The sequence below is a fragment of the Comamonas kerstersii genome, from assembly GCF_008801935.1.
In the GTDB taxonomy this organism is placed as follows: Bacteria; Pseudomonadota; Gammaproteobacteria; order Burkholderiales; family Burkholderiaceae_C; genus Comamonas; species Comamonas kerstersii.
The window spans coordinates 1-22754 of record NZ_VZOT01000009.1; the positions used below are offsets into that span (position 1 = coordinate 1).

Sequence of the window (22754 nt, forward strand, 5' to 3'; positions counted from 1 at the left end):
ACAGGCCAACGAATTCCCGAAACAAGGGCATGTCATGCAGCGCTTCTTCCATAGCTGGATCACTGAGGTTGAACCACTGCTGCATAAAGTGAATGCGCAGCAGCATCTCCACAGGAAATGGAGGCCGCCCTTTGCGACCTTCAGGTGCATATGGCGCAATCAAGTCCACCAACTCTTGCCATGGAACGACTTGCTGCATCTGCTCCAGGAATTCGCGTTTACGTGTTTTTTTTGGTGGAAAGGTTCAGGCCAAGATCAAATTGCTGCATAGGCCGGGATGCTGCCGCACCCGGCACGCATGTGCAAGCACATGCGTTGGGGACTTATGCAGAGGTTCCCTAATGGTGCTCTGAAAGACATACTAGTCAATGTGCTTATTTTAACTAGGGGTGCTCGTTTGAAGCAGTTTGTTCTAAAGGCTAAACAATCTCTTGTTCATCTTCAGCTTCAGCTTCAACGATTAATCAAACTGTCGTACTGTTCGTCTCTTTGCTTGATTGCCGTTTTAGCTACACTCACGGCAGATCTCAGAAATTTCTCTGCCTTATCATGAGCCAAACCAGCAGCCTTGATCTTGCCGGCAACCTTTAACGGGTCACTGCTTCGAATGGCGTCTACGCTCTGAACCATCCTGAGCTTGGCTTCAAGGAAGTCCCAAAATGACTGACTCGAGTAATGCGCTTCTGCTTTAGTTATGGAATCTTGAACACCATAGAAGTCGGGGATGGCGATCGACTTGCGAAGATCCAGCCATTTCACGAGTTGCTCTGGCGTCCCATTGCTGGCTTCCTCTAAGACATTCAGTGCATTCGCAATAGGCAAGTCTTCCGAAATAGCAAGCTCACATACTGGCAACAGATCCAGCATAAGATGAATTGCTGTGTCCTCTAGTTCGCCGTCAACCAAGCCTCCGTGAGCGACCAAATTCCTTAGTACGGGAAACTTAAACGAATAATACTCAAAGAATAAAAAGCTTTGCATCTTACCGTCAATGTGCTGAAGCTTGTCATTCAATGACGAGATGTCTAGCTGACTCTCAGAGACACCTATTTCTCTGCAAATATCGGCAAAAATCCCCTCGATCTGCAAAGGGGCCATGCTGACAAAAGAAATATAGTCTTTGGTTTCAAAGTGTCGAAGCATTGTTTCAATGACATTTTTGCGGTTGAAAAGTATGTGTGATTTCTTAATCAGCTTAAGGAGCTTCTCCTTGACAGTAGGAAGCTGACCATGAACTCCATTAATATAGTCAATAGCATACTGCTTGAAATTCTCAGGTGAGCTCCTGCACTCAATCACTATTTCATAGTAGTCAGAGATTGGTAGATCCAAGAATTTATTGGAGTAAGTGTCCAATGATCGAACATCGTATGGATCGGAGTGCGCAAAAATTGATCTCCGACCAAAAGGATAAGGATTATTTTCGAATAATGAGGAAGCGAGCGCAATGAATGAATTTTGGACGTGAGCTGTGGATATGGCGTACTTTTTGATCTTATGCGTCATGAAATCAATGATCTCATCCTTCGCAACACAATTTTTATTCCGAAAGTACTCCAATTGATTCCTATAGTAGCGTTCATCAGCAGTCAGCCGTCCATTGGTTCTCTTTTTTTCTTCTAGGATGACTATTTCTTTATTGATATATGAAAGGTTCTCTGCCAGTGCAACAAGATCCTTGTTCACACGCACACAGATTTCGAAGAATTTTTCCTTAGGCTCTTCTTTGAGGCGAAGGTATTGTTTCTCTACGAAGGTCCAGAATTCTTCTGAATTTTCAGGGGCTTTATCCCCCGGAGAACACGCCTTGTATGCCTCTTCTAGCTCTGTATAGGTGGAGTTGCGATTGAGTTCCAAAAGCTCACAAAGAAAAATATGTGCAAGCTTCCTCTTTCCCAAAATGAAAACATCATTTTCTTCTAGAACCTTTGCACTAAGACTGCAAATTTCTCCAAAGGTGGTGAACTCGTTGTAAGCCATTTCTTAATCTCTCATATTTTATTTTCGGAATTAACAAAGAATACGCCCATGAAGCGTGTAGTTTGACTACTGCTAATTTCGTAAAAACATTGGTCTCCTCAGATTTTCAAGTGTATTCGCAAAAAGCACCCTGCGAGAGCTCTGATCAATCGCCGATCCTCTCTGTGATGCGGTCACTTAGTCCACGAAAAACTAAATGACAGGCAAGAACGACATCTGTCATAACCTCACATGAAGGCTTGCGACATCGATCACCAGATGCAAATTTCTCTTGCAAATCCATCATCTTCAGCTTCATCGCCTAAGCACTGCTTTCCTTGGTTACGACTGTGCTTGCTCTGTATTCCTCAAGCTCTGCACGCATCAATTTCACGCTACGGCGAGTACCAGGAACCATGATCGAGAGCTTGCCTTGATTCGGGCCAGCTTTCGGCGCACGGAACTCTGCACCTGTCACTTCCATGTGCGTCCATTCTTTCGGCGGTTCAGGCTTGATGCCCGCGACATAGAGACGAAAGTTCTCTGGCACATTTCCAAGTTTTTCCAGCGCTAACTGACCGAAGTCCATCTTCTCGTAAATGCACTCACTCATGTCTGCTGCCATATACCATCCTGTGGTTGTTAAAGCTGCACTGCTAAGCCCTCACAGGGCCTAGCGCTGGAACCTTGCCCAGCACGTGGGGGGGGCTGGCTGCTATGACCCACACGCATTAATTGAAGACAGAACTCGAATATTTCAGGCAAACATCAAAGCTTCCTCTGCTGTCACTTCCTTTGGCACGCTGACCAAGCTTCGCTGCTGAGCAGGCAATGCCATCTTGGCGGCCTCAACCACCTCCTCCTCAGTTGTTCGCTTGTTCTCCTGCAACTTGAGAACGCCTTCGTCGATCGTGCCTGGTATGACAGGGACAAGCACTAGGACATCGCGCTTTTGGCCCAGGCGGTAAGCACGATCCTCCGCCTGGCGCATCAGTGCCGGCGTCCATGGCATCGAGGCGAAGGCAACGATGTTCGCCGCGGTCAGCGTGATACCGACTCCTGCAGCCATCGTGGTGCCGATGAACACCTTGATGCCTGGGTCTGTCTGGAACGCATCAACGGCCGCCTGGCGCTTCCTTGCGGTATCTGAGCCCACCAGGCTTACACAGCGGATCTGCAACGCGGACAGCATGTCTTTGAGCACTTCCACGGTGCTCATGTACTCGCAGAAGATGATCAGCTTGTCGTCCTCTCCCATGGCCTGGATGGTCTCGACAAGGAACGGGATCTTCAGGACCTCCAAGGACTTGCGCAGGCGCACGATCTTAGGCATGGCCTGCAGGCTCATGTCCGCGTAGATCTCCTTGTAGGCATCCATCCCCTCAGGCGGGGAGATGAAGCGCAACTGGCGCTCTTTCTTGCCCAAATCACTCAGCACCGACTTGCTGCGCCGGATCATCCAGCCTTGGATAGCAGCGGCCAAGGCGGCTCTCTTCTCAGGGCTACCCGCATAGGACTTGCGGAAGTCGGCCAAGCTCATGCGTCCCAGGCGGTGGCCGGTAATCCGCAGTAAAGTGTGCATCTCCACCTCGCGGTTCAACAGCGGCGTGCCGGTGACCACGTAGCAGCGCTTGATCCGCGCAGACAACATGAAGACGTTGCGCGTGCGGCCGCTGTGGTACTCCTTGAGGTAGTGGGCCTCATCGACGGCCATCACCGCAAACTGCAGGTCGACCTCACGCACCAGGCCACCCATGCGCTCATAGTTGCCGATGACCCAGTCGCAGCCGTGCAGCGTGGCCATGCGGTCATCGCCCAGCATGCCTACGACCGCATCGGGGTAGACCATCTTGATCTCGCGCTCCCAGTTAAGCCGCAACGAGGCTGGACAAACGATCAGTACACGCTGCTTGCCTGCAGCAAGGCGGCAGGCCACCACGGTCTGGCGACTCTTGCCCAGGCCCATGTCGTCACCCATGCAGGCACCCGACTGACCCAGCATGAATGCAACCCCTTGCGCCTGGTAGTCGCGCAGCACACCACAGGCCTGCAGAGCTGCGAGAGCAACCTGGTCGTACTGCAGATCCTCCTCATGGTCCCGCTCTGTCGAGAAGAACCCAGTGCCCTCATCCTCCCCTGCTCCACCACCATCGCCAGATGGTGGGGGAGCTGATGGGACAGCGATAGGTGAGCCCGTTGAGCTGGAGTCTGAGAGCTGCTCCAGGACAACAGGCTGCTCATGCGTAAAGATGAACTCAGGCTTGATGCCGGCGATGGATAGCAGACGCTGCTGGATCTGCTGTGGGTCGGCACGAACCTGCCAGGCTGAAGCATGCTTGTGAAAGTAGCCCCCCAGGCTGCGCATGGCTTGCACGCACAGAGGGTCATACTGAAAGCTGACGGCCCAGCGACCCCGGGCCAGATCGCCCTTGGCCAGCGGGAAGATCTGCACGTCCAGCAGCTGCGTGAAGTAGTCCGGCTGCACTGCGGCCAGTGCAGAGCGCAGGGTCACATCGACCTCTGCGAGATCCACGAACTGCCCTGCGTAGGCATGCTCCAGCACCTCTTGAACACGTTCAGGGGTAGCTGCGTTGAGCATCCACATACGCCTGGCTGAGCACCACCAGCCACCGTAGTCAGCCAAAGGGCGCTGCATACCGGGAACACTCACCAGCTGCAGGCCGACGCGGTGGCCATCGCTACAGGCTTTGAGCAGCAGTTCGGGGGGTGAAATACTAACTGGCCCAAGGCGTACAGGCTTGGCCGAGGGAATTGGATTCAATGATCGCCCCTGTGACATGAATTAAATGTGGCGACGTTTTTGCGTCACAAGGCGCTATTTTTAAAAAACAATTATCTTTTAATCTTTCTCCTGAGAAGGAGTTAAAACATACTCACCAACTACTCTATGCATTACTTCTTTAATTTCATGAATATCTGGACTTTGGGATGATATGTAGAATCCCCATATGCCAAATACAAAAGAAATTATGCTAACAAAATTAACAACCCATGTTATTTTTTTGCTTCTAGCATAATCCTGCTTTAACTCTACATAAGCCGATAAATTGCTGACAATTGGCTCAATAATTTGAGTTTCATAGTCAGGCTCATTTTTTTTGACAATCTCCCTAAGCTTAAGAATAGAAGAACGCGCGTCCTGAGGAAGATCCGCATAAGGTGTTATTTCCTCCATCTGCTTGCACAAGTCTAAGTACAAATTATTTTCTTCACTACTTCGTGATTCTGCCATCAACTTTCTAATCGATGTCGTGGCCATTACTTCTTTCATGCCTCTTGCTTTCGCAATTTGGCGGATGATTTCAACATCAATATCAATTTTATTTTCAAGTTTCTCTTGAATATCTTTAGTAAACAATCGCTTTTTCTTTTGATCTGAAATAAAAGCATAGATACTAATTGGAAGAATTCCGATCATAGATATAACGTACAAAACAACAAACAACCAAATGAGTACTTCTTGTATCAATCGCATCATCTTCACCAAACAACGAAAACCGCGATTGTGACAAAAATTTACTGGACTAAAAATTTCTACTGCAAGCTGACTACCTCAATCTGTGTGGCACCTGGAGCAGCACAGGCACTCTTGCACTGAACCCGATAGCTACTTTTTTGTCAGTAGAGGCACAACAGCTACCTACACTCACCGCCACCCGACGGTGGCTCGACATCGCTCAACTTCACGCATTTGCTAAGCGCTAGTGCCTGCGTGGCATGCTTGTAGCTCCGTGGGAATACGCCAAGCTCTCTGTGTGAATCGATGACGAATCCGCCGACAGCATGGTCGAAAACTGGTCGATCACCAGGAGGTAGAAGTTTGTAATATTCTTCCGTGGACAACGATTTGATTTTGTCGCGCATTTCTAGTCCCAATATAAATAAAAGAAGCGAATTAGGCGAAAACAACTCTTTTAACCGTGTGTAGGGCAAGGGTCTCCGCTTCCATCGCAACAGTAGTCACAGTGACTCATTTCTTCAATTAGAGCGCTTGCTTCGCACCCCTAGAGCCAGAGCTTGATCAGAATAGGCTCTCCAGCAAACATGCCAGGAATATTATTCCCACTGTGAAAATCATTACGACCGAGATACTCAGCGCTGGCAGCGACTTCCAACATATGCTCTGAATGAATTTCGGAATCTTCGCCATAAATAGTTGCCCAAACTCTACTTTTTGCCAACTCAATTCGAGCATCCATTCCTGGTAGATCAATAAATTTCATAGCAATTTTTTATACAGAAATATTAACCAACTCTAGAAAACATAAACACATAGAGTCAGTATATGTGATGCGAGAACTCGTTGTTAGAGCGTAGATCGCCCTTGTGACATTAATTAAATGTGGCGACGTTTTGGCGTCACAAGGTGGCGGTTTTAGAACGACCTGGCAGGTATTAGATGCAGAACGCTTTTTTACGCTGCTGCCACAAATGAACGATCCCATCGACGCGACTGTCGTAATCGCCAATCAACAGCGAATCGCTATTGCTCTCATCATCCAGAATCACGTTCAAACGCGATTGCCAGGTGCCGTCAAAATTCTGAATGCATGAGCCAATACAGGTTTGCCCAATCACATCGCGCAGATGCAGATAAGCCGGGGCATCAGCATCGTTGTATGCGGTACTGAATGCCACAACCAAGAAATACTTGGCATCGTCTAGCACCAGCACGTCTTCATTGGCCGGCAGTTGGTTAGTGTCGTTCATACCCCCTCCTTACCCTTGAATCAATATTGAGGCTCAGCCTGGTTGGTGTTTACTGCTTCGGATTGGCGTGCAGCCGGTGCGGCAAAAACGATTTTCTCGATGCGGGTGAGCTGCAGCGCAATGTCTTCAGCTTTGATCTTGATGACCTGAACTTCGTTGTCGTCAGAGTCTTTGGCCATGAAATCGACCTCCTCACCGATGACCAAGACGCGAGACCCCTTACGCAAGTGCTTTGCCACATCCCTGGCTTTGAAGCCGTAGATTTCTACTTCGCGCCAAAACCCACCTGTCTGCACGACCTGGTCATCTTCGTCACGGCCGTAACGAGCAAACATCACGCGCATGGTGGCCACCTCAAAATCACCATTACGGCCATTGATGATTTTCAATTCTGGCGAGTTCGCAAGATTACCTTTACCGATAAAAATGTTTTGCATACCAATACTCCTCGGTGCATAGATTGAATGCATGACCTACTGCACCAAGGCAGGCCACGCCTGAAGGGCGGAAGAAGCCCTCTGCTACGATGTGAAGCAGCCGCAAGGGGTCCAACCTGGCTGCACCATCACTCGATAACCTACTTACGAAGGCTTCTTCCCTAAAATGGATAACACTGAGTCTAATGAATATGTTTCTCGTGCTGAATTTGATAAATTGCGAAATCAGCTTGTTAATTCGCTAGAAATAATAAATGAAATTCTCAGCGGACACGTCGATGTAGATAGTTTTGGCATTCATAAATTAGCAGAGCTAGAGAGCAGCGTAAGAGAAATTCAAGAAGATCTATTCAACTGATTAATTGACTCTGAAGCAGCATTTATGGATGCTGCCCTCGCCTCCTGCCTCAAACTTTCATACCATTCAACTACCTGTGGAGCTTCACTGAAATTCTCAGGGAGCTTCATTCTTATAGCGCCTTCGTAGTGCTGCTTGCTTTTGCGAACATCCTCTATAGAGTGAGAAATCCATCTTTGCGCTGCTACCTGGTGCGATTTTGGATGCTCACTGACAAATTCTTTGAAATTGGTCAAATTCTTCAAGAGAAACGCCAGAACCACAGCATCACCGACTGATCTTGGCGGTGGAAGGAATTCGATCCATTCCTCACGTCGTTGATCTGGGCTGCATGCATCACGTTCTTTGATATCCATTTCTTGTCCGGTCAAAATTGATAGATTTCAGGTTCAGCTTTTCAAAAAATTGAACGCTGGAACAGATGAGGTTTCATGCGTGAAACTTCTTTGCGAACACGCTTGATTTCTTCACGGCAGCGCAAGTGATCCGCGTTGAGCTGCTGAGCCATGACGGAGACTTGGCGACACCAAGCACGCACTGCTTCAGGCTGGAGGCGGGTTAAGTCTTGTGCTTCACCCCAGTCAAGATGACGATTTGAGCCAAGCCGCTCACGCCAGCGCAAAAAGACATAGCCATTGGATTTGCGTTGATGCACCACCAAGTAAATGCCAAGTCCTGATACAGATTTAGTCGCCTTGGCCAGTTCATTCATTTGATTCACCAAGTCGTCAATCTTGGCAACTTCTTGGCGCAGCTTTGCCAGGGTGCCCCTACCCGTAAGGGCCTTTACGTCAACTCGGTTTTGACAGTCTTGCCCCAACGAGTTTTGGCGCGCCCAAAGAACGTCATTGACAACTTGGTGTCCTTCCACTTGATTAGCCTGCCCTTTCATCACCACGCCCTTTTTCACACAAGCCCCTTTGAATTACTGCCCCAACCTGAAACCAATTGCCGCAATGAACCTATGCGGCAGTTTGATGAGATAGGGCATCTGCCCCAGCACTAGCCGCAAGGTCTTCAGCTTCCTGCAGCTTGCTGCCCACCCGTTGGAGCAGCTCTCGCTCAGCCTCGGTGAGTGAATAGCGGCGACGGGAGTGCGATGGGGCAATCTCACCTGTGTAGATGGCCGATGGGACAGGCCCAAATGTTTGCTGGGCAAAATCAACGCGCCCTGCCGCATCCTTATCTTCACTGACCCAGTCAAGGCGGCTCAGCTCACGAATTTGCGGTTGATTGAGCCAGCGATCAAAGCGGGCTGTGCCGTAGAAAATCCCCAGGATTCCGCGTGAAACGACCGACAACGCTTTGCGGGCTTCTTCATCAGACTGCATGTTCTTGCGCTGCAGCGTTTTCTGAATACGAACAAAGTAGTCGTACTCGGCAATCAACATGGAAATGGAATAGCCGTATGGACTACGGAAACCGAGGTTCAGGGCAATTGGGCTTGAAGAGGCAAGGACAGCAAAAGAAAGGCCACGCTGCTTTTGGGATTGCCGCAGCGCTTCAGCCTTGGATATTTCGGCACGCAAATGATCCAGCACCTGATTCACGGCATGTTCATGGCGAACCAAGGCCCAATCTGCATAAGGGTTGTCATTCACCGTCAGCAGCCACAAATTGCGCAGCGCTGCTGCCACACGCTTGCCGCCAATGATCGGCGCTGATTGCCCACCTGGTTCACGCGAACGTCCCATGAACATGCGATGGGCTTCTAACGTGTGAATCGTCATTTGATCCACACCATCATCGACAAGGCCACCGAGGTCATCGATGGTGCGGGCTTCTTGATTGCTCACAATTGCATCGGCCCCATTACGCTGATTGCGTTCACGTTGCATCTGAGAGAAGCGTTCGCGACGATCTTGCAACTCGACATATCGCTCGTGCAGTGGACTGTTCTCATCCGCACCCGATGCAATGTAGGACGCCAAGTAGCTTTCCTCTTTCGATATCGAGTACCCATCTTCAAATGGTGAATTGGCCTCCTTCTCGAAATTTTGAGCTGGAAAGGTACTTTCGAAAATAATATTTCGTCCTGGTTTATTGCTGGATGTGGTCGCCACTTTGCTCTCCAAGTTAATTGGTGTATCAGAAAAATATGGGGTGGGTTAGATCAAGAGATCAGCGAATCAATCAGATGGTTGATCGTTGCTTTCAGCTTTGGCTTCAAGCTGCGCATTCCATGCATCAAGAAATGGAAACGTCTTTTGGCTGCATGCTGGCAGTCGTTCGGGAAGTGGCTGATTCAGCAAATCAAGAACAGCCTCACGATTCACAGTCACCAACGTCTTTGACTTGTGCTGCACACGGACAGTGATGAAACCCATTTGCTGGAGTTTCTCGATTGTTCTGTGAACTGTTTTTGGAGCTACGGTTGAACAGAGTTGAAGACCCGAGATTTCATTCACAGAAACACCAATCTCTTTGCAATCAGCCCGCTCTTTCAATAGAGTCCAAAGAACAGCAGCATCGTTGTAGTTGGTCAAGTGTTGAACCAATTTGGCAAAAAGCATATTTGCATTCATTTGCAATTCTCCAAATAACCTATGTCAATCTGGCAAAGATGGTAATGCTTACCATCTGTGTCAATCTGGCAAAGATGGTAATGTTTACCATCTGTGTCATTTTGGGAAAGACGGTAATGATTACCTTCTGTCCCATTTTGGGAAAGTTGAATGTTCAGCACAGCGCACCACCCTCTTCCGCCGACAGCTGGATCAGCTTGCCTTCGTTGTGCGCATTGACGATGTCGCGGCCACTGAGGAGAACGCGCCAGGCATCGTTCACAGACTTTTGACGAAGCACTCCCGTTGACTTGTCGAAGTAGACAAGTGCACCGGTGGTGTCCAGCCGGTACACGAAGCCAGGCTGGATGAGTTGCTGGGCGTCATGCGCCTGCTTCAGCTGGGCAAATCGGGGGTTGGTGCGCTCCGATGCCTGCATACCTTCGTGCTGGGATGCTCGCGCTGAGGCGACTTCATCGGCGTACAAAAGCGTGACTGGGCCTTGGCTCATCTTGCGAATGAGTCCGTACAGCCAGCCAGCAGGGCTCTTGATGGACTTGTGGTGGCTTCCCAGTTGCCCATCCAGTTCGTCCAGCAGTCGCTGGTGTTCGCTCGCAGGAGCCTTGCTTAGCACCTCCAGCACTCCAACGCGATGCTCTTCACCCAGCCTGGAAGGCATGATCAAGCCGGCTGTGCTCAGTGCAGGAGGTGGTGCCTGGAAGGAAGCTTCATCACCACTACTACCTAACGTAGTAGTTGTTTTAAATACATCCCTTTGTATATAGATTGCAGGTTTCGGCAATTCTTGATTGCAGGAAACGGCAGATTCAAGTTTGCAGGAAACGGCAAACTTTTCTTCAGCATGAGCGTCTGTTGCCAGCAGTGCTGTCGAACGCAGTAAGTCTCTGTCATGCTTAGATTTATTGCTACGCAAAGGAGAGCATTCACGCACAACGTCTTGCACACCAACTTGCTGGAAATCGACAGGTGCGTCGACTGCAAGAAAGCTCATCAAGAAATCACGTGGACGCGATGGCTTGGCTGCCGGAGTCTCAATCACGGCATTTGTCAGGCCCAAAGAAAGCTGGCGAAAAGCAATGCCGAGCTGAGAGAGGTCCAGAGCCTGATAAGTGGCCACAGTCGGCACGCTGGCTGGTGTGGCAGCTTGCTCGTCAAGCACTGGTGCTGCAGGTGGTGTGGTGCGTCCCTTCAGTGGCTTGATGGCCTGGCCTTTCAAGCACATCAGGATCGCATCCATGTTCAGACGCACCAGAGCACCGCCCTGCCCTGATTCCTGGATCAGGCCTGCACGCTTGAGGCGCTCACGCGCATTGCGTTGCACCTTCATGCCAAGGTGCAGCATGTTGGCAATAGTCTCTTGTGGAGCAAAGATGCAACCACTATCCAACTGCCCGCGCTGCAAGCAGTCGCGGTATCGTTGCAGCAGATACGACAAATACAGGCCTGCTGCGATGTTGCCGACTACATCGGCCAGTGGTTTGTAATAGCTGTGGCAGCCACGGAACCAACTTTGGGCCGTGTCCCAATTCATGGCCGCGCTGCCGGCACCACGGATCGAAAGCTGTGTGGCCAGAGCCAACACATTGATCCGGTAATTCATGACGGCAGGACGACCGATCAAGTTCTCTTCAAGCACCCCGGCTTGAATGAGCTGCTCACGCACAGACTCTTGCTCAGACCGCGTCAGGCCAATACTGGTGCGCCACTGTTGCATGGACATGTTGAACCAGCCGCCGCGCTGCGGGTGCTTACGGATGCTATGACGTGTCCAGTAAAGAGCCATTCCAACAAAAATGGCTGCCTTGTGACCAAACTTTTCGGCCAGAGCTGGATGGAACGGTACAAAGCCACGCTCATCCAGATGCAAGAGGATTTGCTCATGCGGCGCAGGAATACCGGCAGCATGCTCGACAACCGGAGAGGGGTGAAGCTTGGGCAATCGGAGCATATTCACAAATTGCTCCGGGATCAGGACACCTGGATCTGCGAGTTCTGGTACGCAGCCCAAGCATCTGCAGCTATGCCCGTGTTACCTGCCATGGCCATCCAATGCTTGCGCTGCTGCTCATCCAGACCGTTCCACCAGTCCAGGCCCAACTGGGCTTTTGCATCATGGGCAGACAGGCCTGGAGCCAGTTGGTCAGCGCGTTGCAGCGCATCGGCCATCGGTTTCACCTGTGCCTCGAGCATCTTCATCATCGTGTCGAGGTGAATGCGAAAACTCGGCACCTTGCCTTGTCCGCCCTCCTCGGTGAGCAAGCCAAGAGCAGCCAGTGTTTTGCGGCATGTCAGCTGCTGCGCACGGGTGATGCCCGTGTCTTTCTCACACTCGCTGGCAGATACAGCAATGACCGCTGCTTTCAGAGGCTCATCGGCTGTGCCGTGGTCCTTGATTTTCTCAATCGCATACGACAGCCACAGGGCAGCCAGGACATTCCCAGTCAAGTCGATGAATGCACGATTGATCACAATGGGCGCCTGCCCAATCCAATCGAGCAGCATGGCGGATTGGATGTATTTTTTTTCTGACATGTTCAAACTTTCATTCATGAAAATAGAGTTTTTTATTTATCTAATGGAACTCAAGTTTTCTTTGGCTATTTGATTGGAAGAATCATCGTCTTCAAACTCTTTGATTGTTGAGTGAAGCGTTTCAATCGTGTATTCAGGGTATCGCTGATGCAACTCATATAACCAAGTGCGCAACGATTCATTCGGACAATTCTTAATAATCGAATACCACGTATTGTGAATTTCATCACGGACACGCAGACTTTTAGGCAAACCTGTGCGTCCTACAGTACCGCGCCCGACAAGCATTTCTCTTAGGCGTCGGATTTCATCAGAGGAGCGCTTAAATAGCTTAATCAGCAATTGACGTGATGCACCGTGCATCACGAAGTATTCACAAAGCTCATCATCACGGCGCTGACGGTCAATACCGTTGATGTGATTTAAAAGTTCCTTGGGACTGAGAAGTACCGTGAAACCACTTGCTCGATTGGAGATGTTCCACAAATCTCTGGTTGAGCGATTACGGAGTTGATCCAACAACTCCGCATCACATCCCATAGTCAGCAAACTATCGAGCCCATCCTCAGTCTCGATCATTCGAACAACTTCACTCAACATCAAAAAATTCATTTGAGTATTTTGAATTTGAACAGGAATTCGATTGGCAGACATAGAAGGACGGACTCAGCTAAAATCAAGAAAAAAGTGGTTTGAAAGGAATCTGGAATTTCTGTGGGAAAGCAACATGAAGCTCAGACAAGGTTTTCAGTAGCCCCATAAAAGCAGGTCCGACTTTGGGGTGGGCCATCAGCATCCAGAAATGAGCAGAGGTGATGTAAAGAACGCCACTGCGTAATGCAACGCTTGCTGCCACACAACTGGCAGCCATGGCACTTTCCCCCTCGCTCTTGCGCATGGCCCAAGCGCTACCTGCTGGAATAGAGCCTGCGAATGCTTCGTTCGCCTGCCCGCTCAAAGAGGCAAGGATCGGCCACAGCGACTCACGCAGCCCAGCCATCTCTTCGGACACATCCTGTCCGTTGATCTGCTCCATCGACACAGGAAAGTCAACGTAAAAGCCAAAAGGCAGTCGTGGATCAGTAGCCAGGAAATCAGCAATCGGGACTGCTGTGTTTAGCTCAGTGAAAGCAGCAATCAGCTTTTGTTCAAGCAGCGCTGAATCTGTGCCTGCGGTCTTCTTACTTTTATTTGATTCTGGATTTGTGGATGTTTTATCAACACCGCCTAGCATTCCACCTAAAGGGGATTGTTTCCCTTTGCTTACATTACCAGAATCGATAATCTTTGATTTAATCTTCTTAATTTCTTCAACAGAAATTGATGGGTCTTGTGTGACAGCCTGCAAGATGGCAGGCATATCATCAACCTGAAGCTTGAGCGCTTTTGCAGCCACAGTCTGAAAGTCAGTGATCAAGCTTTGAACATCAAGCTTGAGTTCTTGCCTTTGTGCAGGGTCTCTTTCTTTATTGACAAGTTCTAAAGCCTCAAGGTCTTGACCATGCATCAGCATGATTTCTTCCAGTGCGTTATTAACTATATCTTCACTGTCAAAAATCTTAGACAAATCAGTTATTGCACTGTATGTAGGTCTAATACTTGAGTTTATTTCTTCAGCACGAATCCAAGGACCAATTAATTGAAGATTTTCGTAGGCAAAAATGAAATTTTGAATCATTTTTATGCCATAGTTAAGACCACCAATTTTTAATTCTTTATTTAGCTCCGTTGGAGATAAAGTCTGTCCAGTTTCCAGTTCAAATTCTTTCTTGAAGTCAATGACTCCTTTCGTACGTTCCCAAAATGAAATATCACCACGATTATCATTTTCGGAAAGGTGTGCGGTAATGACTTTGGCCTCGCCTGGCCATTTCTTTGTGATGACATGGAGTGTGGCAAAGCGTTGATCGCCCTCTGCGAACAACTCTTTTGCTAATTCGACCCGAGTGTTACCACCGCCATAAGGGAAATATTTCTCCTTCGGAGAGCGTCGGGTCACCGTGATGGTGTTGGTGATCTTGCCCTCGGCCTGCATGCTGGCCTTGATCTCAGCGCGTTTGGGATTCGGCTTGGAGCGTGGGTTATGGCTGTATGTAACGATGTCGTTGATAGACAGCAGCGTGATAGAGCCGTCGACCTCATCCATCGGATCAACGTCCTGTGTTGCGTTGCTCGATGGCGACTTCAACGCATTACGAGCTTGGTCGATGCGTTTTTGCTGTGCGGAAAGCTGGGTGTTGGCAGAGGTCATGCCGCTATGAGGTGAAGAGGTGGTGGATTGGTGCTGCTTAGGTGCTGCGGGGGAAGCGTCAGCCTCCCCCGATGCCTGCTGACGCAGGCTTGCAGCACGCTTAGCCGCTGTAAGCGTTTCAGGCGTGCGCATGCGTACCTCACGATCAGTTGTCGTCGTGGGGTGCGTTCAGATCGATGAAATCGGGATGGTTGGATGCACACATGCCCGCTACGCTGGGTATGAGCTCCCACAGGAGCTTGTGCATCACATCAGACTGTTTGAGGGGATCGACCCAGTGCACCGGAACCTGGGAGGTTGCGGCCTTGCGGTAGGCCACAGCAGCTGGCACGACGGTGCTCAGCATGCTGACGCGGCCGCGCATCTCAATGAACTGTTCACGCACCAGGTCCGAGATCAAGTTGCAGTCCTTGGTCTTCTCAGTGCGGGTGAGAACCGCCTTCATGGGAGGCATCTTCATGCCTACGTTGGCGGTGCATTCGTGACGATCGAGCAAGGAGATCGTGCCATCCAAGAACTCGCGTGCAGAAACGATGTCTGGTGACACGGGGACCAGAAGTTGATCTGCCGCGTTGACGGCTGCATCCTGGAGGTGGCCAATGGCACCTTGGGTGTCGATCAGCACCACGTCATATGCTGAGGTGACGTTGGGATGCTTGAGTGGCATGTTCAAGCGCATCAGCATGTCGAGGGCCATACGGCTGCTCATCCAGTCTTGCAGCTTGCCATCGCGGGTGTCTGAGCGCACCAGATGGAGGACGCCGCCCAGGGACTGGGGCATCTTGTCCAGCTTGCCATCGTAGCTTGCTGGGGGCAGTTGGCATTGAGAGATGCAATCGGGCGAAAGAACGCCGGAGCGGATCAGTTGAGTGAGGCCATGAGCAGCCTCATGCTCCAGAGCGTAGTAGCGGGTGAGGGATGGCTGAACGTCTGCATCGATCAGCAGAACTCGCAGACCAATGTCTCGCAGCAGACCACCCAGGTTGGCCGCAAGAGTTGTCTTACCTACTCCACCTTTGGTGGAAACAACAGTGATAGTGAACATTTGAACCTCGTTGATTGGTTGAACCAATCAACGAGGTTTTGCGACGAGCTACAGCCCTTAAGGGGGTGCAGTTAACGTAACAAAGTGTCAAAAAATATACATTGTATATCTTTAGAGAATAACTACAGGGTAAGCACCGATTGGGCTACTTAGTTGCCCGTGCAACTATTTAAACATTCATCCACGTTGATTGTTCATTGCGTTTTGCCCAATAGCTATGCACCAGCCAGATTCCACACCCCGTCCATCGATTTACTACGACTACCAAGTCTTTCAGCCATGGTTGCCCAGCGCGCATGGCACGCCAAGCCGCCAGCAAGTGGTGATCGTTGGCAGCGGCCTTTCAGGCATGGTGACGGCGCTGGAGCTGGCGCGTTACGGTGTGCGCAGCGTGGTGCTGGAGTCCGAGCTGCAGGTTTCCGCTGGCAGCCGCGCCATTGTCTTTACCCGCCGCAGCATGGAAATCCTGCAGCAAGTGGGCGTGGCAGACCGTATGGTCGAAAACGGTCTGCCATGGCAGTTTGGCAATTCCTACTATCGCGGCCAGCGCGTTTTCCGCATGGAAGCACCGCACGATGCGGATGATCGCTTTGGCCCCATGCTCAATATCCAGCAGCAATACATGGAGCAATACCTGCTGGAGGCATGCGAGGCATCGGACTTGATTGACTTTCGCTGGGGCAACAAAGTGGTGAAAGTCAGCCAGGACGCACAGACCGCCACACTGGAAGTTGATACGCCCGAGGGCACATACACGCTGGAAACAGACTGGCTGGTCGCTGCTGACGGTGGCCGCTCCGGCATCCGGCAGGGATTTGGCCTGAAGATGGAAGGCGCTTCCTACGAAGGCCTGTTTGTGATTGCAGATATCAAGGTCGATCTGCCGCTGCCCACGGAGCGCCTGGCCTTTTTTGACCCTGAGTGGAACCCCGGCAACACCATCTTGATGCACCGTGAGCCACACGGCATCTGGCGCCTGGACTATCAGCTGCCTGCAGGTGAGACACCTGAAGAGGCGCTGGCACCTGAATCCTTGAAGTCGCGCATCGATGCGCAGCTGGCCATGATCGGCTATCCGGGTATTGCCTGGGAGCTGGACTGGTCCTCGGTGTACTCCGCCCGCACGCTGACACTACCCAGCTATGTGCATGGCCGTACCCTGTTTACTGGCGATGCCGCCCACCTCCTCCCCATCTTTGGCGTGCGCGGTGCCAACACAGGTTTTCAGGATGCGCAGTCACTGGCATGGCATCTGGCCATGGTCGTGCAAGGCCGCGCAAAGCCCAGCCTGCTGGAGAACTACAGCCGCGAACGCGTAGGTGCGGCACGCGAAATCATTGACGAGGCTGGCAAAAGCACACGCTTCATGACCCCGCCCACCAAGGGCTTTCGCCTGCTGCGCGATGCCGTCCTGTCTCTGTCATTGACGCAGGAGTTTGTGCGTCCCCTGTTCCACTGGCGCACTTCCCGCCCCCATGCCTACGAGCATTCAGCCCTGAACAGCCCATGTGATGACAACGCCCTCTTCGCTGGTGGCCTATCCCATGGCGCACCGCCACAGAACATACGCCTGGGCGAAGACCAGTTCCTGTTGGACAAGCTGGGCGCGGCTTTCGAGCTGCTGTACTTCACAGATGCAGACGCCCTGCCAGCAGACATTCAGAGGGTAGTCACCGACATTCAAGCCACAGGCATGCCGCTGCGTGTGACGGCCATCCGCCGCCGTGGCACAGCCAGCGTTCTGGGAGTTGACCAGACCTTGCTGGACCCTGCAGGTCAGGTGCACCAGCGCTATGGCGTGCAGCAGGCAGGCAGCGCGTATCTGCTGCGACCTGACCAGCACGTCTGTGGCCGCTGGCTGCAGCTCGATGCACAACGCCTGAAAGCCACTTTGGAGCACATCCAACAATGCTGAATCACCTGGAGACAAGCACCATGACCCGTAACCCCAACACCTCCAGTCTGGCCGATACCGAGGCCGTCTACGATTTGCTGGCCGAGGCCATTGACCAGGCTGGCCCCGGAAAAACCGAGCTTTTCCTCACCAAGCTGGCTTTGCTGCAATCGCACGCTATTGGCCATGTGCCCAGCGTGCAGCAATATGTGAACACGGCTTTACAGGATCTGTGACGCGCTTTTGCCAGGGCGCATCACGACTCAACCCCTTCAGGAGACAAACACCATGCTGATTCAAAAAATTCACCACGTGGCCTACCGCTGCAAAGACGCCAAAGAGACCGTGGAGTGGTACACCAAGCATCTGGACATGAAGTTCGTGCTGGCCATTGCCGAAAACGAAGTGCCTTCCACCAAGGCACCTGATCCTTATATGCACGTGTTCCTGGATGCCGGTGATGGAAACATTCTGGCCTTCTTTGAGCTGCCCACCAAACCAGAAATGGGCCGCGATGAAAACACACCTTCGTGGGTGCAGCACTTGGCCCTGAAAGTAGAGTCACTGGATGTGCTCAAGTCCACCAAAGCGCGTCTGGAGTCCGAAGGTATCAAGGTCATCGGCCCTGTTGACCACACCATTTTCTATTCGATCTATTTCTTTGACCCCAACGGCCACCGCCTGGAACTGGCTGCCGATGTCGGTACACCCGAGATGTACGCAAAGCTCGATGCCGTGAAGTGGGACATGCTGCAGGAGTGGAGCGAAACCAAGCGCGCCCCCAAACATGCGGCCTGGATGCATGACGGCAGCATGCGCAAGCAGTAAGAACCGCCAAGCCTGTGGCTTTGCGCCATATTTTTCCCTCCGCAGCGCTCGCACTTGTGCCGCTGCGGCTTTTGCATTTGTACTTTTTCCGTTGAATGCCATTTGCCATGACAGACTTTTTGAACGAAACCCACAACCCTGAACTGCGCAGCTGGGTGGGCAGCGCCAATGTGGCCGGATGTGACTTTCCCATCCAGAACCTGCCTTTTGCCAGCTTCAAGCGCAGCGGCAGCAGCGAGCCCATGCGTATCGGCGTGGCCATTGGCACTGAAATTCTGGATTTGACGGCCGCTGCAAAGACGGGCGTTTTTTCGGACCAGGCCGCCGAGGCTTTGCAAGCGGCGGCACAGCCCACGCTGAACGCACTGATGGCACTGGGCAAGCCCTGCTGGAGTGCGCTTCGTCTGGCCCTTTCGCGCGCTTTGCGAGAAGGTGCGGCGCAGCAATCGGCCCTGCAATCCTGCCTGGTTCCGCAAGCTGAAGTGGAATACGCCCTGCCCGCGCAGATTGGTGACTACACCGACTTCTACACCTCCATCTACCACGCCACCAACATCGGTCGACTCTTTCGCCCCGACAATCCATTGATGCCCAATTACCAGTGGGTGCCGATTGGCTACCACGGCCGTGCATCCAGTGTGGTGATTTCGGGTGAAAACTTTGCGCGTCCATGCGGCCAGATCAAGGCACCTGATGCACCTGCACCTGTGCTTGCACCCAGCAAGCGCCTGGATATTGAGCTGGAACTGGGTGTATTCATTGGCAGCGGCAACACGCTGGGCCAGCCTATTCCTCTGAGCCAGGCCGAAGAGCATGTCTTTGGCATCTGCCTGCTCAATGACTGGTCCGCCCGAGATATTCAGGCCTGGGAATACCAGCCGCTGGGCCCCTTCCTGGCCAAAAACTTCGCGACTACGATTTCCCCCTGGGTTGTCACCCTGGAGGCATTGGCCCCCTACCGCGCCCCGCTGGAGCGCCCTGCGCAAGACCCGCAGCCCCTGCCCTATCTGGACAGCGCAGACAATCGCAGCCACGGCGCGCTCGACATTCAACTGGAAGTGGGCCTGCAAACCAGCCAGATGCGTCAGCACGACCCTAAGGCAGAAGCTCGCATCTGCCGCACCAGCTACCGCCATGCCTACTGGACCATGGCACAGATGGTGACGCACCACACCGTCAATGGCTGCAACCTGCAGCCCGGCGATCTGCTGGGTACAGGCACGCTGTCCGGCCCCACACTGGATCAGGCAGGCGCACTGATCGAATTGACCAGCGGCGGCAAAAATCCCTTGCAACTGCCCAATGGAGAGCAACGCACCTTCCTGGAAGATGGCGATGCAGTGGTCCTGCGTGGCTGGTGCGAAAAACAAGGCTTTGCGCGCATCGGTTTTGGTAGCTGCTGGGGCACGATCCTGCCTGCCAAACAAGCAATTTGAGCCCGGAAACAGCCATGAAACACTACAACTACTTTCGCAGTGGCACTTCCCACCGCCTGCGCATTGCGCTCAACCTCAAAGGTGTCAGCGCGGAGTACATTCCGGTCGATCTGCGCGCAGAAGCGCATTTGCAGCCTGACTTCACCACGGTAAACCCCCAGGGGCTGGTTCCCGCCCTGGTGCTGGACAGTGGGGAAGTACTGACCCAGTCTCCCGCCATCATTGAATGGCTGGAAGAGCGCTACCCTGAGCCACCGCTGCTGCCCGATGCCCCTGAAGCACGCGCTCATGTGCGCGCCCTGGCTGCGCTGGTGGGCTGTGATATTCACCCCGTGAACAACCGCCGCATTCTGGAGTATTTGCGCCATCAGTTTGGTGCGAATGAAGACGCCATCAACCAGTGGTGTGGACACTGGATCACGGCTGGTTTTGATGCCTATGAGGCACTGCTGGCGCAGCATGGGCAGACCGGGCCCTACAGCTGGGGCGACAGCCCCACACTGGCCGACGTCTATCTGGTGCCACAGGTAGAAAGCGCACGCCGCTTCAAAGTGGATGTGTCGCGCTGGCCCAGAATCTCGGCCATTGATGCTGCCTGTGCCAAGCTGCCAGCGTTTGCACAGGCATCTCCCTGGACACAGCCAGACACACCGGCTTAAAAACGATCAAGGGCTGCGTCCACAGCCCTTGTTGTTGCGTAGCACTATAGAAAAACGCCCTGCATGCGCCAGATCATGCAGGGCGTTGTGCTTGGGAAAGCAGTGTCAGGCCGATTCGGTCACCAAGGTGCCGCGACGGATCTGGTCACGCTCGAGCGACTCAAACAGCGCCTTGAAGTTACCCTCTCCAAAGCCTTCATCGTTCTTGCGCTGAATGAACTCAAAGAACACGGGGCCCAGCAACGGCTGAGAGAAGATCTGCAGCAGCAGGCGCTTTTCGCCATTGGCCGTCGTGCCATCCATCAAGATGCCGCGCGTCTGCAGTTCGGCAACGGGTTGGCCGTGGCCTGGCATGCGCTCTTCCAGCATTTCGTAATAGATGTCATTGGGCGCAGTCATCAGAGGCACCCCGGCCATTTGCAAGGCATCCACACTGGCGATGAGATCGTCGGTCAGCAAGGCAATGTGCTGAATACCTTCACCGTTGAACTGCATCAGGAACTCTTCAATCTGACCGCCGTTCTTGCCCGACTCTTCATTGAGCGGGATACGAATCATGCCATCGGGGGCCGTCATGGCCTTGGATGTCAGCCCCGTGTATTCGCCCTTGATATCGAAGTAGCGAATCTCACGGAAGTTGAACAGGCGCTCGTAAAAATCTGCCCAGAACGCCATGCGGCCTTTGTACACGTTGTGCGTCAAGTGGTCTATGACTTTGAAGCCGTGGCCTGTCGGGTGACGATCTACACCGTCAAGGTATTCAAAGTCGATGTCATAAATGCTCTTGCCGTCTTCGAAACGGTCAATCAGATACAGCGGTGCACCGCCAATGCCTTTGATGGCAGGCAAGCGCAACTCCATCGGACCTGTGGGAATTTCAATGGGTTGCGCGCCCAGCTCCAGCGCACGGTTGTACGCGTAGTGCGCATCCTTGACGCGGAAAGCCAGACCACAGGCACTGGCACCATGCTCTGCCGCAAAGTAGCTGGCGATGCTTTTGGGTTCACGGTTGACGATGAAGTTGATGTCTCCCTGGCGATAAAGCACCACATCCTTGGAGCGATGCTTTGCGACCAGCGTAAAGCCCATGCGCTCAAACAATGGCTCCAGCACTTGCGCCATGGGAGAGGCAAACTCCACGAATTCGAAGCCGCATAGCCCCATGGGGTTGTCATACAAATCTGCCATTTCTGTCTCCTTGGTCGTTTGCATGCAGCTCTCCGATGAACGTTTCTGCATGCAAAAAGATTTCTTAACTGCTCCTGCTGCACTGATCGCTGTCACCTCATTCCTTGCCCGTAGATCAGCAGCCATGCATTGGTTAAAGTCTAAAAATCAAGCCTCACAAAGAGTTTTTATTTGAAGTGCTGAATTTCCCTTAAGCACCAAATAAAAATTCATCCAAAGCCAATAAAAAGAGAAAATATTTCCTATGAATGAGACAAGCATCACACTGGACCGCATCGACCAGAAAATCCTGGCCCACCTGCAGACCAACGCACGCGCGACCAACCTGGAGCTGGCGCAGGTGGTGCAGCTGTCCCCCGCGCAGTGCCACCGGCGCCATAAGCGGCTGGAAGAACTGGGGCTGATTCGTGCCTACGAAGCGCGGCTGGAACCTGCAGCGCTGGGCTGGAGCGTGACAGCCTTTATTCATGTATCCATGGAGCGCAGCCATGTCCGCGAGCTGGAGCAATTTCTGGTGCATGTGCGCCAGCTGGCTGAGGTGCTGGAGTGCTACTCCGTCACCGGTGACTTTGACTATGTGCTCAAAGTCACTGCGCGGGATTTGCCATCGCTGTCCCGCTTCCTGATGGGCACGCTCATGCGTCTGCCTGGCGTGGCATCTGTGCGCTCCAGTGTCTGCATGGATGAAATCAAATGCACCAGTGCGCTGCCTGTCGAGCTGTAATCCATCCGCTGGAATCTGAGCCTTGCGCTAATAGATTTCTCATTGCTTTTCCACCTGAATAATCAAACTCAACGAGAAAAAACTCGGGAAACCTCTTGGTTGCGTGCGCAACCTTCGCCGCTACAGTCTCCGTGTTGCTGCCACAAGGCAACACTATTCCAACCAGAAAAAAAGAACCAGAAGGTTC

24 protein-coding genes and 1 pseudogene are annotated in these 22754 nt (G+C 52.2%); 7 read left to right on the forward strand and 18 right to left on the reverse strand.

Translation table 11 applies throughout. The annotated features are described in order from the left end of the window. The 8 genes and pseudogenes from F7P80_RS12130 to F7P80_RS12165 all read right to left on the reverse strand — a co-directional run. A pseudogene (locus F7P80_RS12130) lies at positions 1-269 on the reverse strand (transposase); the annotation flags it as partial. Between the two features lie 184 nt (positions 270-453). Next, positions 454-1980: a hypothetical protein gene (locus tag F7P80_RS12135; protein ID WP_151045024.1), complete on the reverse strand. Its 1527-nt coding sequence runs from the start codon at positions 1978-1980 to the stop codon at positions 454-456. A 301-nt stretch (positions 1981-2281) separates the two neighbouring features. After that, complete coding sequence (locus tag F7P80_RS12140; RefSeq protein WP_151045026.1) at positions 2282-2584, reverse strand: hypothetical protein; 303 nt, start codon at positions 2582-2584, stop codon at positions 2282-2284. A 132-nt stretch (positions 2585-2716) separates the two neighbouring features. Next, positions 2717-4759, reverse strand: a complete 2043-nt coding sequence (locus F7P80_RS12145; protein ID WP_151045028.1) for a DEAD/DEAH box helicase — start codon at positions 4757-4759, stop codon at positions 2717-2719. Between the two features lie 60 nt (positions 4760-4819). After that, positions 4820-5398 (reverse strand): hypothetical protein, encoded by a 579-nt coding sequence (locus tag F7P80_RS12150; RefSeq protein WP_151045030.1) that lies wholly within the window; start codon positions 5396-5398, stop codon positions 4820-4822. A 586-nt stretch (positions 5399-5984) separates the two neighbouring features. Beyond that, complete coding sequence (locus F7P80_RS12155; RefSeq protein ID WP_151045032.1) at positions 5985-6203, reverse strand: hypothetical protein; 219 nt, start codon at positions 6201-6203, stop codon at positions 5985-5987. 172 nt (positions 6204-6375) lie between these two features. Then, complete coding sequence (locus F7P80_RS12160; protein ID WP_151045034.1) at positions 6376-6690, reverse strand: hypothetical protein; 315 nt, start codon at positions 6688-6690, stop codon at positions 6376-6378. A 20-nt stretch (positions 6691-6710) separates the two neighbouring features. Continuing rightward, positions 6711-7127 carry a single-stranded DNA-binding protein gene (locus tag F7P80_RS12165; RefSeq protein ID WP_151045036.1) on the reverse strand — a complete coding sequence of 139 codons (417 nt, stop codon included), beginning with the start codon at positions 7125-7127 and terminating at the stop codon, positions 6711-6713. A gap of 166 nt (positions 7128-7293) precedes the next feature. On the opposite strand from F7P80_RS12165, the gene F7P80_RS12170 reads away from it, so the two are divergent. Next, the gene (locus F7P80_RS12170; RefSeq protein WP_151045038.1) at positions 7294-7485 is read left to right on the forward strand and encodes a hypothetical protein; all 192 of its coding nucleotides are present in this window, start codon (positions 7294-7296) and stop codon (positions 7483-7485) included. On the opposite strand, the gene F7P80_RS12175 is transcribed toward F7P80_RS12170, so the two are convergent. The 9 genes from F7P80_RS12175 to F7P80_RS12215 form a co-directional block, all read right to left on the reverse strand. Further along, positions 7464-7841 carry a hypothetical protein gene (locus F7P80_RS12175; protein WP_151045040.1) on the reverse strand — a complete coding sequence of 126 codons (378 nt, stop codon included), beginning with the start codon at positions 7839-7841 and terminating at the stop codon, positions 7464-7466. The two genes, F7P80_RS12170 and F7P80_RS12175, sit on opposite strands and share 22 nt — an antisense overlap. Positions 7842-7882: 41 nt before the next feature. Next, the gene (locus F7P80_RS12180; RefSeq protein ID WP_249041457.1) at positions 7883-8395 is read right to left on the reverse strand and encodes an RNA-dependent RNA polymerase family protein; all 513 of its coding nucleotides are present in this window, start codon (positions 8393-8395) and stop codon (positions 7883-7885) included. Positions 8396-8447: 52 nt separating this feature from the next. Further along, positions 8448-9548, reverse strand: a complete 1101-nt coding sequence (locus F7P80_RS12185) for a PFL_4669 family integrating conjugative element protein (protein WP_249041458.1) — start codon at positions 9546-9548, stop codon at positions 8448-8450. 66 nt (positions 9549-9614) lie between these two features. Further along, entirely contained in the window at positions 9615-10010 is a 396-nt protein-coding gene (locus tag F7P80_RS12190) for a hypothetical protein (protein WP_151045044.1), read from the reverse strand. A 154-nt stretch (positions 10011-10164) separates the two neighbouring features. After that, the gene (locus F7P80_RS12195; RefSeq protein WP_211372031.1) at positions 10165-11958 is read right to left on the reverse strand and encodes a hypothetical protein; all 1794 of its coding nucleotides are present in this window, start codon (positions 11956-11958) and stop codon (positions 10165-10167) included. Between the two features lie 20 nt (positions 11959-11978). Further along, the gene (locus F7P80_RS12200) at positions 11979-12542 is read right to left on the reverse strand and encodes a hypothetical protein (protein ID WP_211372032.1); all 564 of its coding nucleotides are present in this window, start codon (positions 12540-12542) and stop codon (positions 11979-11981) included. A gap of 36 nt (positions 12543-12578) precedes the next feature. After that, complete coding sequence (locus tag F7P80_RS12205) at positions 12579-13196, reverse strand: STY4526/YPO1902 family pathogenicity island replication protein (protein WP_151045048.1); 618 nt, start codon at positions 13194-13196, stop codon at positions 12579-12581. A 22-nt stretch (positions 13197-13218) separates the two neighbouring features. After that, positions 13219-14925 (reverse strand): hypothetical protein, encoded by a 1707-nt coding sequence (locus tag F7P80_RS12210; RefSeq protein WP_151045050.1) that lies wholly within the window; start codon positions 14923-14925, stop codon positions 13219-13221. 13 nt (positions 14926-14938) lie between these two features. After that, complete coding sequence (locus F7P80_RS12215; RefSeq protein ID WP_151045052.1) at positions 14939-15838, reverse strand: ParA family protein; 900 nt, start codon at positions 15836-15838, stop codon at positions 14939-14941. 217 nt (positions 15839-16055) lie between these two features. Between F7P80_RS12215 and F7P80_RS12220 the strand changes: the two genes are divergently transcribed. The 5 genes from F7P80_RS12220 to maiA all read left to right on the forward strand — a co-directional run bounded on the left by F7P80_RS12220 (position 16056) and on the right by maiA (position 20655). Beyond that, the gene (locus tag F7P80_RS12220) at positions 16056-17753 is read left to right on the forward strand and encodes an FAD-dependent monooxygenase (protein WP_151045054.1); all 1698 of its coding nucleotides are present in this window, start codon (positions 16056-16058) and stop codon (positions 17751-17753) included. 20 nt (positions 17754-17773) lie between these two features. Further along, the gene (locus tag F7P80_RS12225; protein WP_151045056.1) at positions 17774-17968 is read left to right on the forward strand and encodes a DUF2783 domain-containing protein; all 195 of its coding nucleotides are present in this window, start codon (positions 17774-17776) and stop codon (positions 17966-17968) included. A gap of 52 nt (positions 17969-18020) precedes the next feature. Further along, complete coding sequence (locus F7P80_RS12230; protein WP_054065299.1) at positions 18021-18560, forward strand: VOC family protein; 540 nt, start codon at positions 18021-18023, stop codon at positions 18558-18560. Positions 18561-18667: 107 nt separating this feature from the next. Next, positions 18668-19996, forward strand: coding sequence for a fumarylacetoacetase (gene fahA / locus F7P80_RS12235; RefSeq protein ID WP_151045058.1), 1329 nt, complete (start codon positions 18668-18670; stop codon positions 19994-19996). Positions 19997-20010: 14 nt separating this feature from the next. Next, entirely contained in the window at positions 20011-20655 is a 645-nt protein-coding gene (gene maiA / locus F7P80_RS12240) for a maleylacetoacetate isomerase (protein WP_151045060.1), read from the forward strand. A gap of 105 nt (positions 20656-20760) precedes the next feature. Here maiA and hppD read toward each other — a convergent pair whose 3' ends face one another. Continuing rightward, entirely contained in the window at positions 20761-21843 is a 1083-nt protein-coding gene (gene hppD / locus F7P80_RS12245; RefSeq protein WP_054065338.1) for a 4-hydroxyphenylpyruvate dioxygenase, read from the reverse strand. 244 nt (positions 21844-22087) lie between these two features. Between hppD and F7P80_RS12250 the strand changes: the two genes are divergently transcribed. Next, the gene (locus F7P80_RS12250) at positions 22088-22567 is read left to right on the forward strand and encodes an Lrp/AsnC family transcriptional regulator (protein WP_054065298.1); all 480 of its coding nucleotides are present in this window, start codon (positions 22088-22090) and stop codon (positions 22565-22567) included. Positions 22568-22754 lie beyond the last annotated feature (187 nt).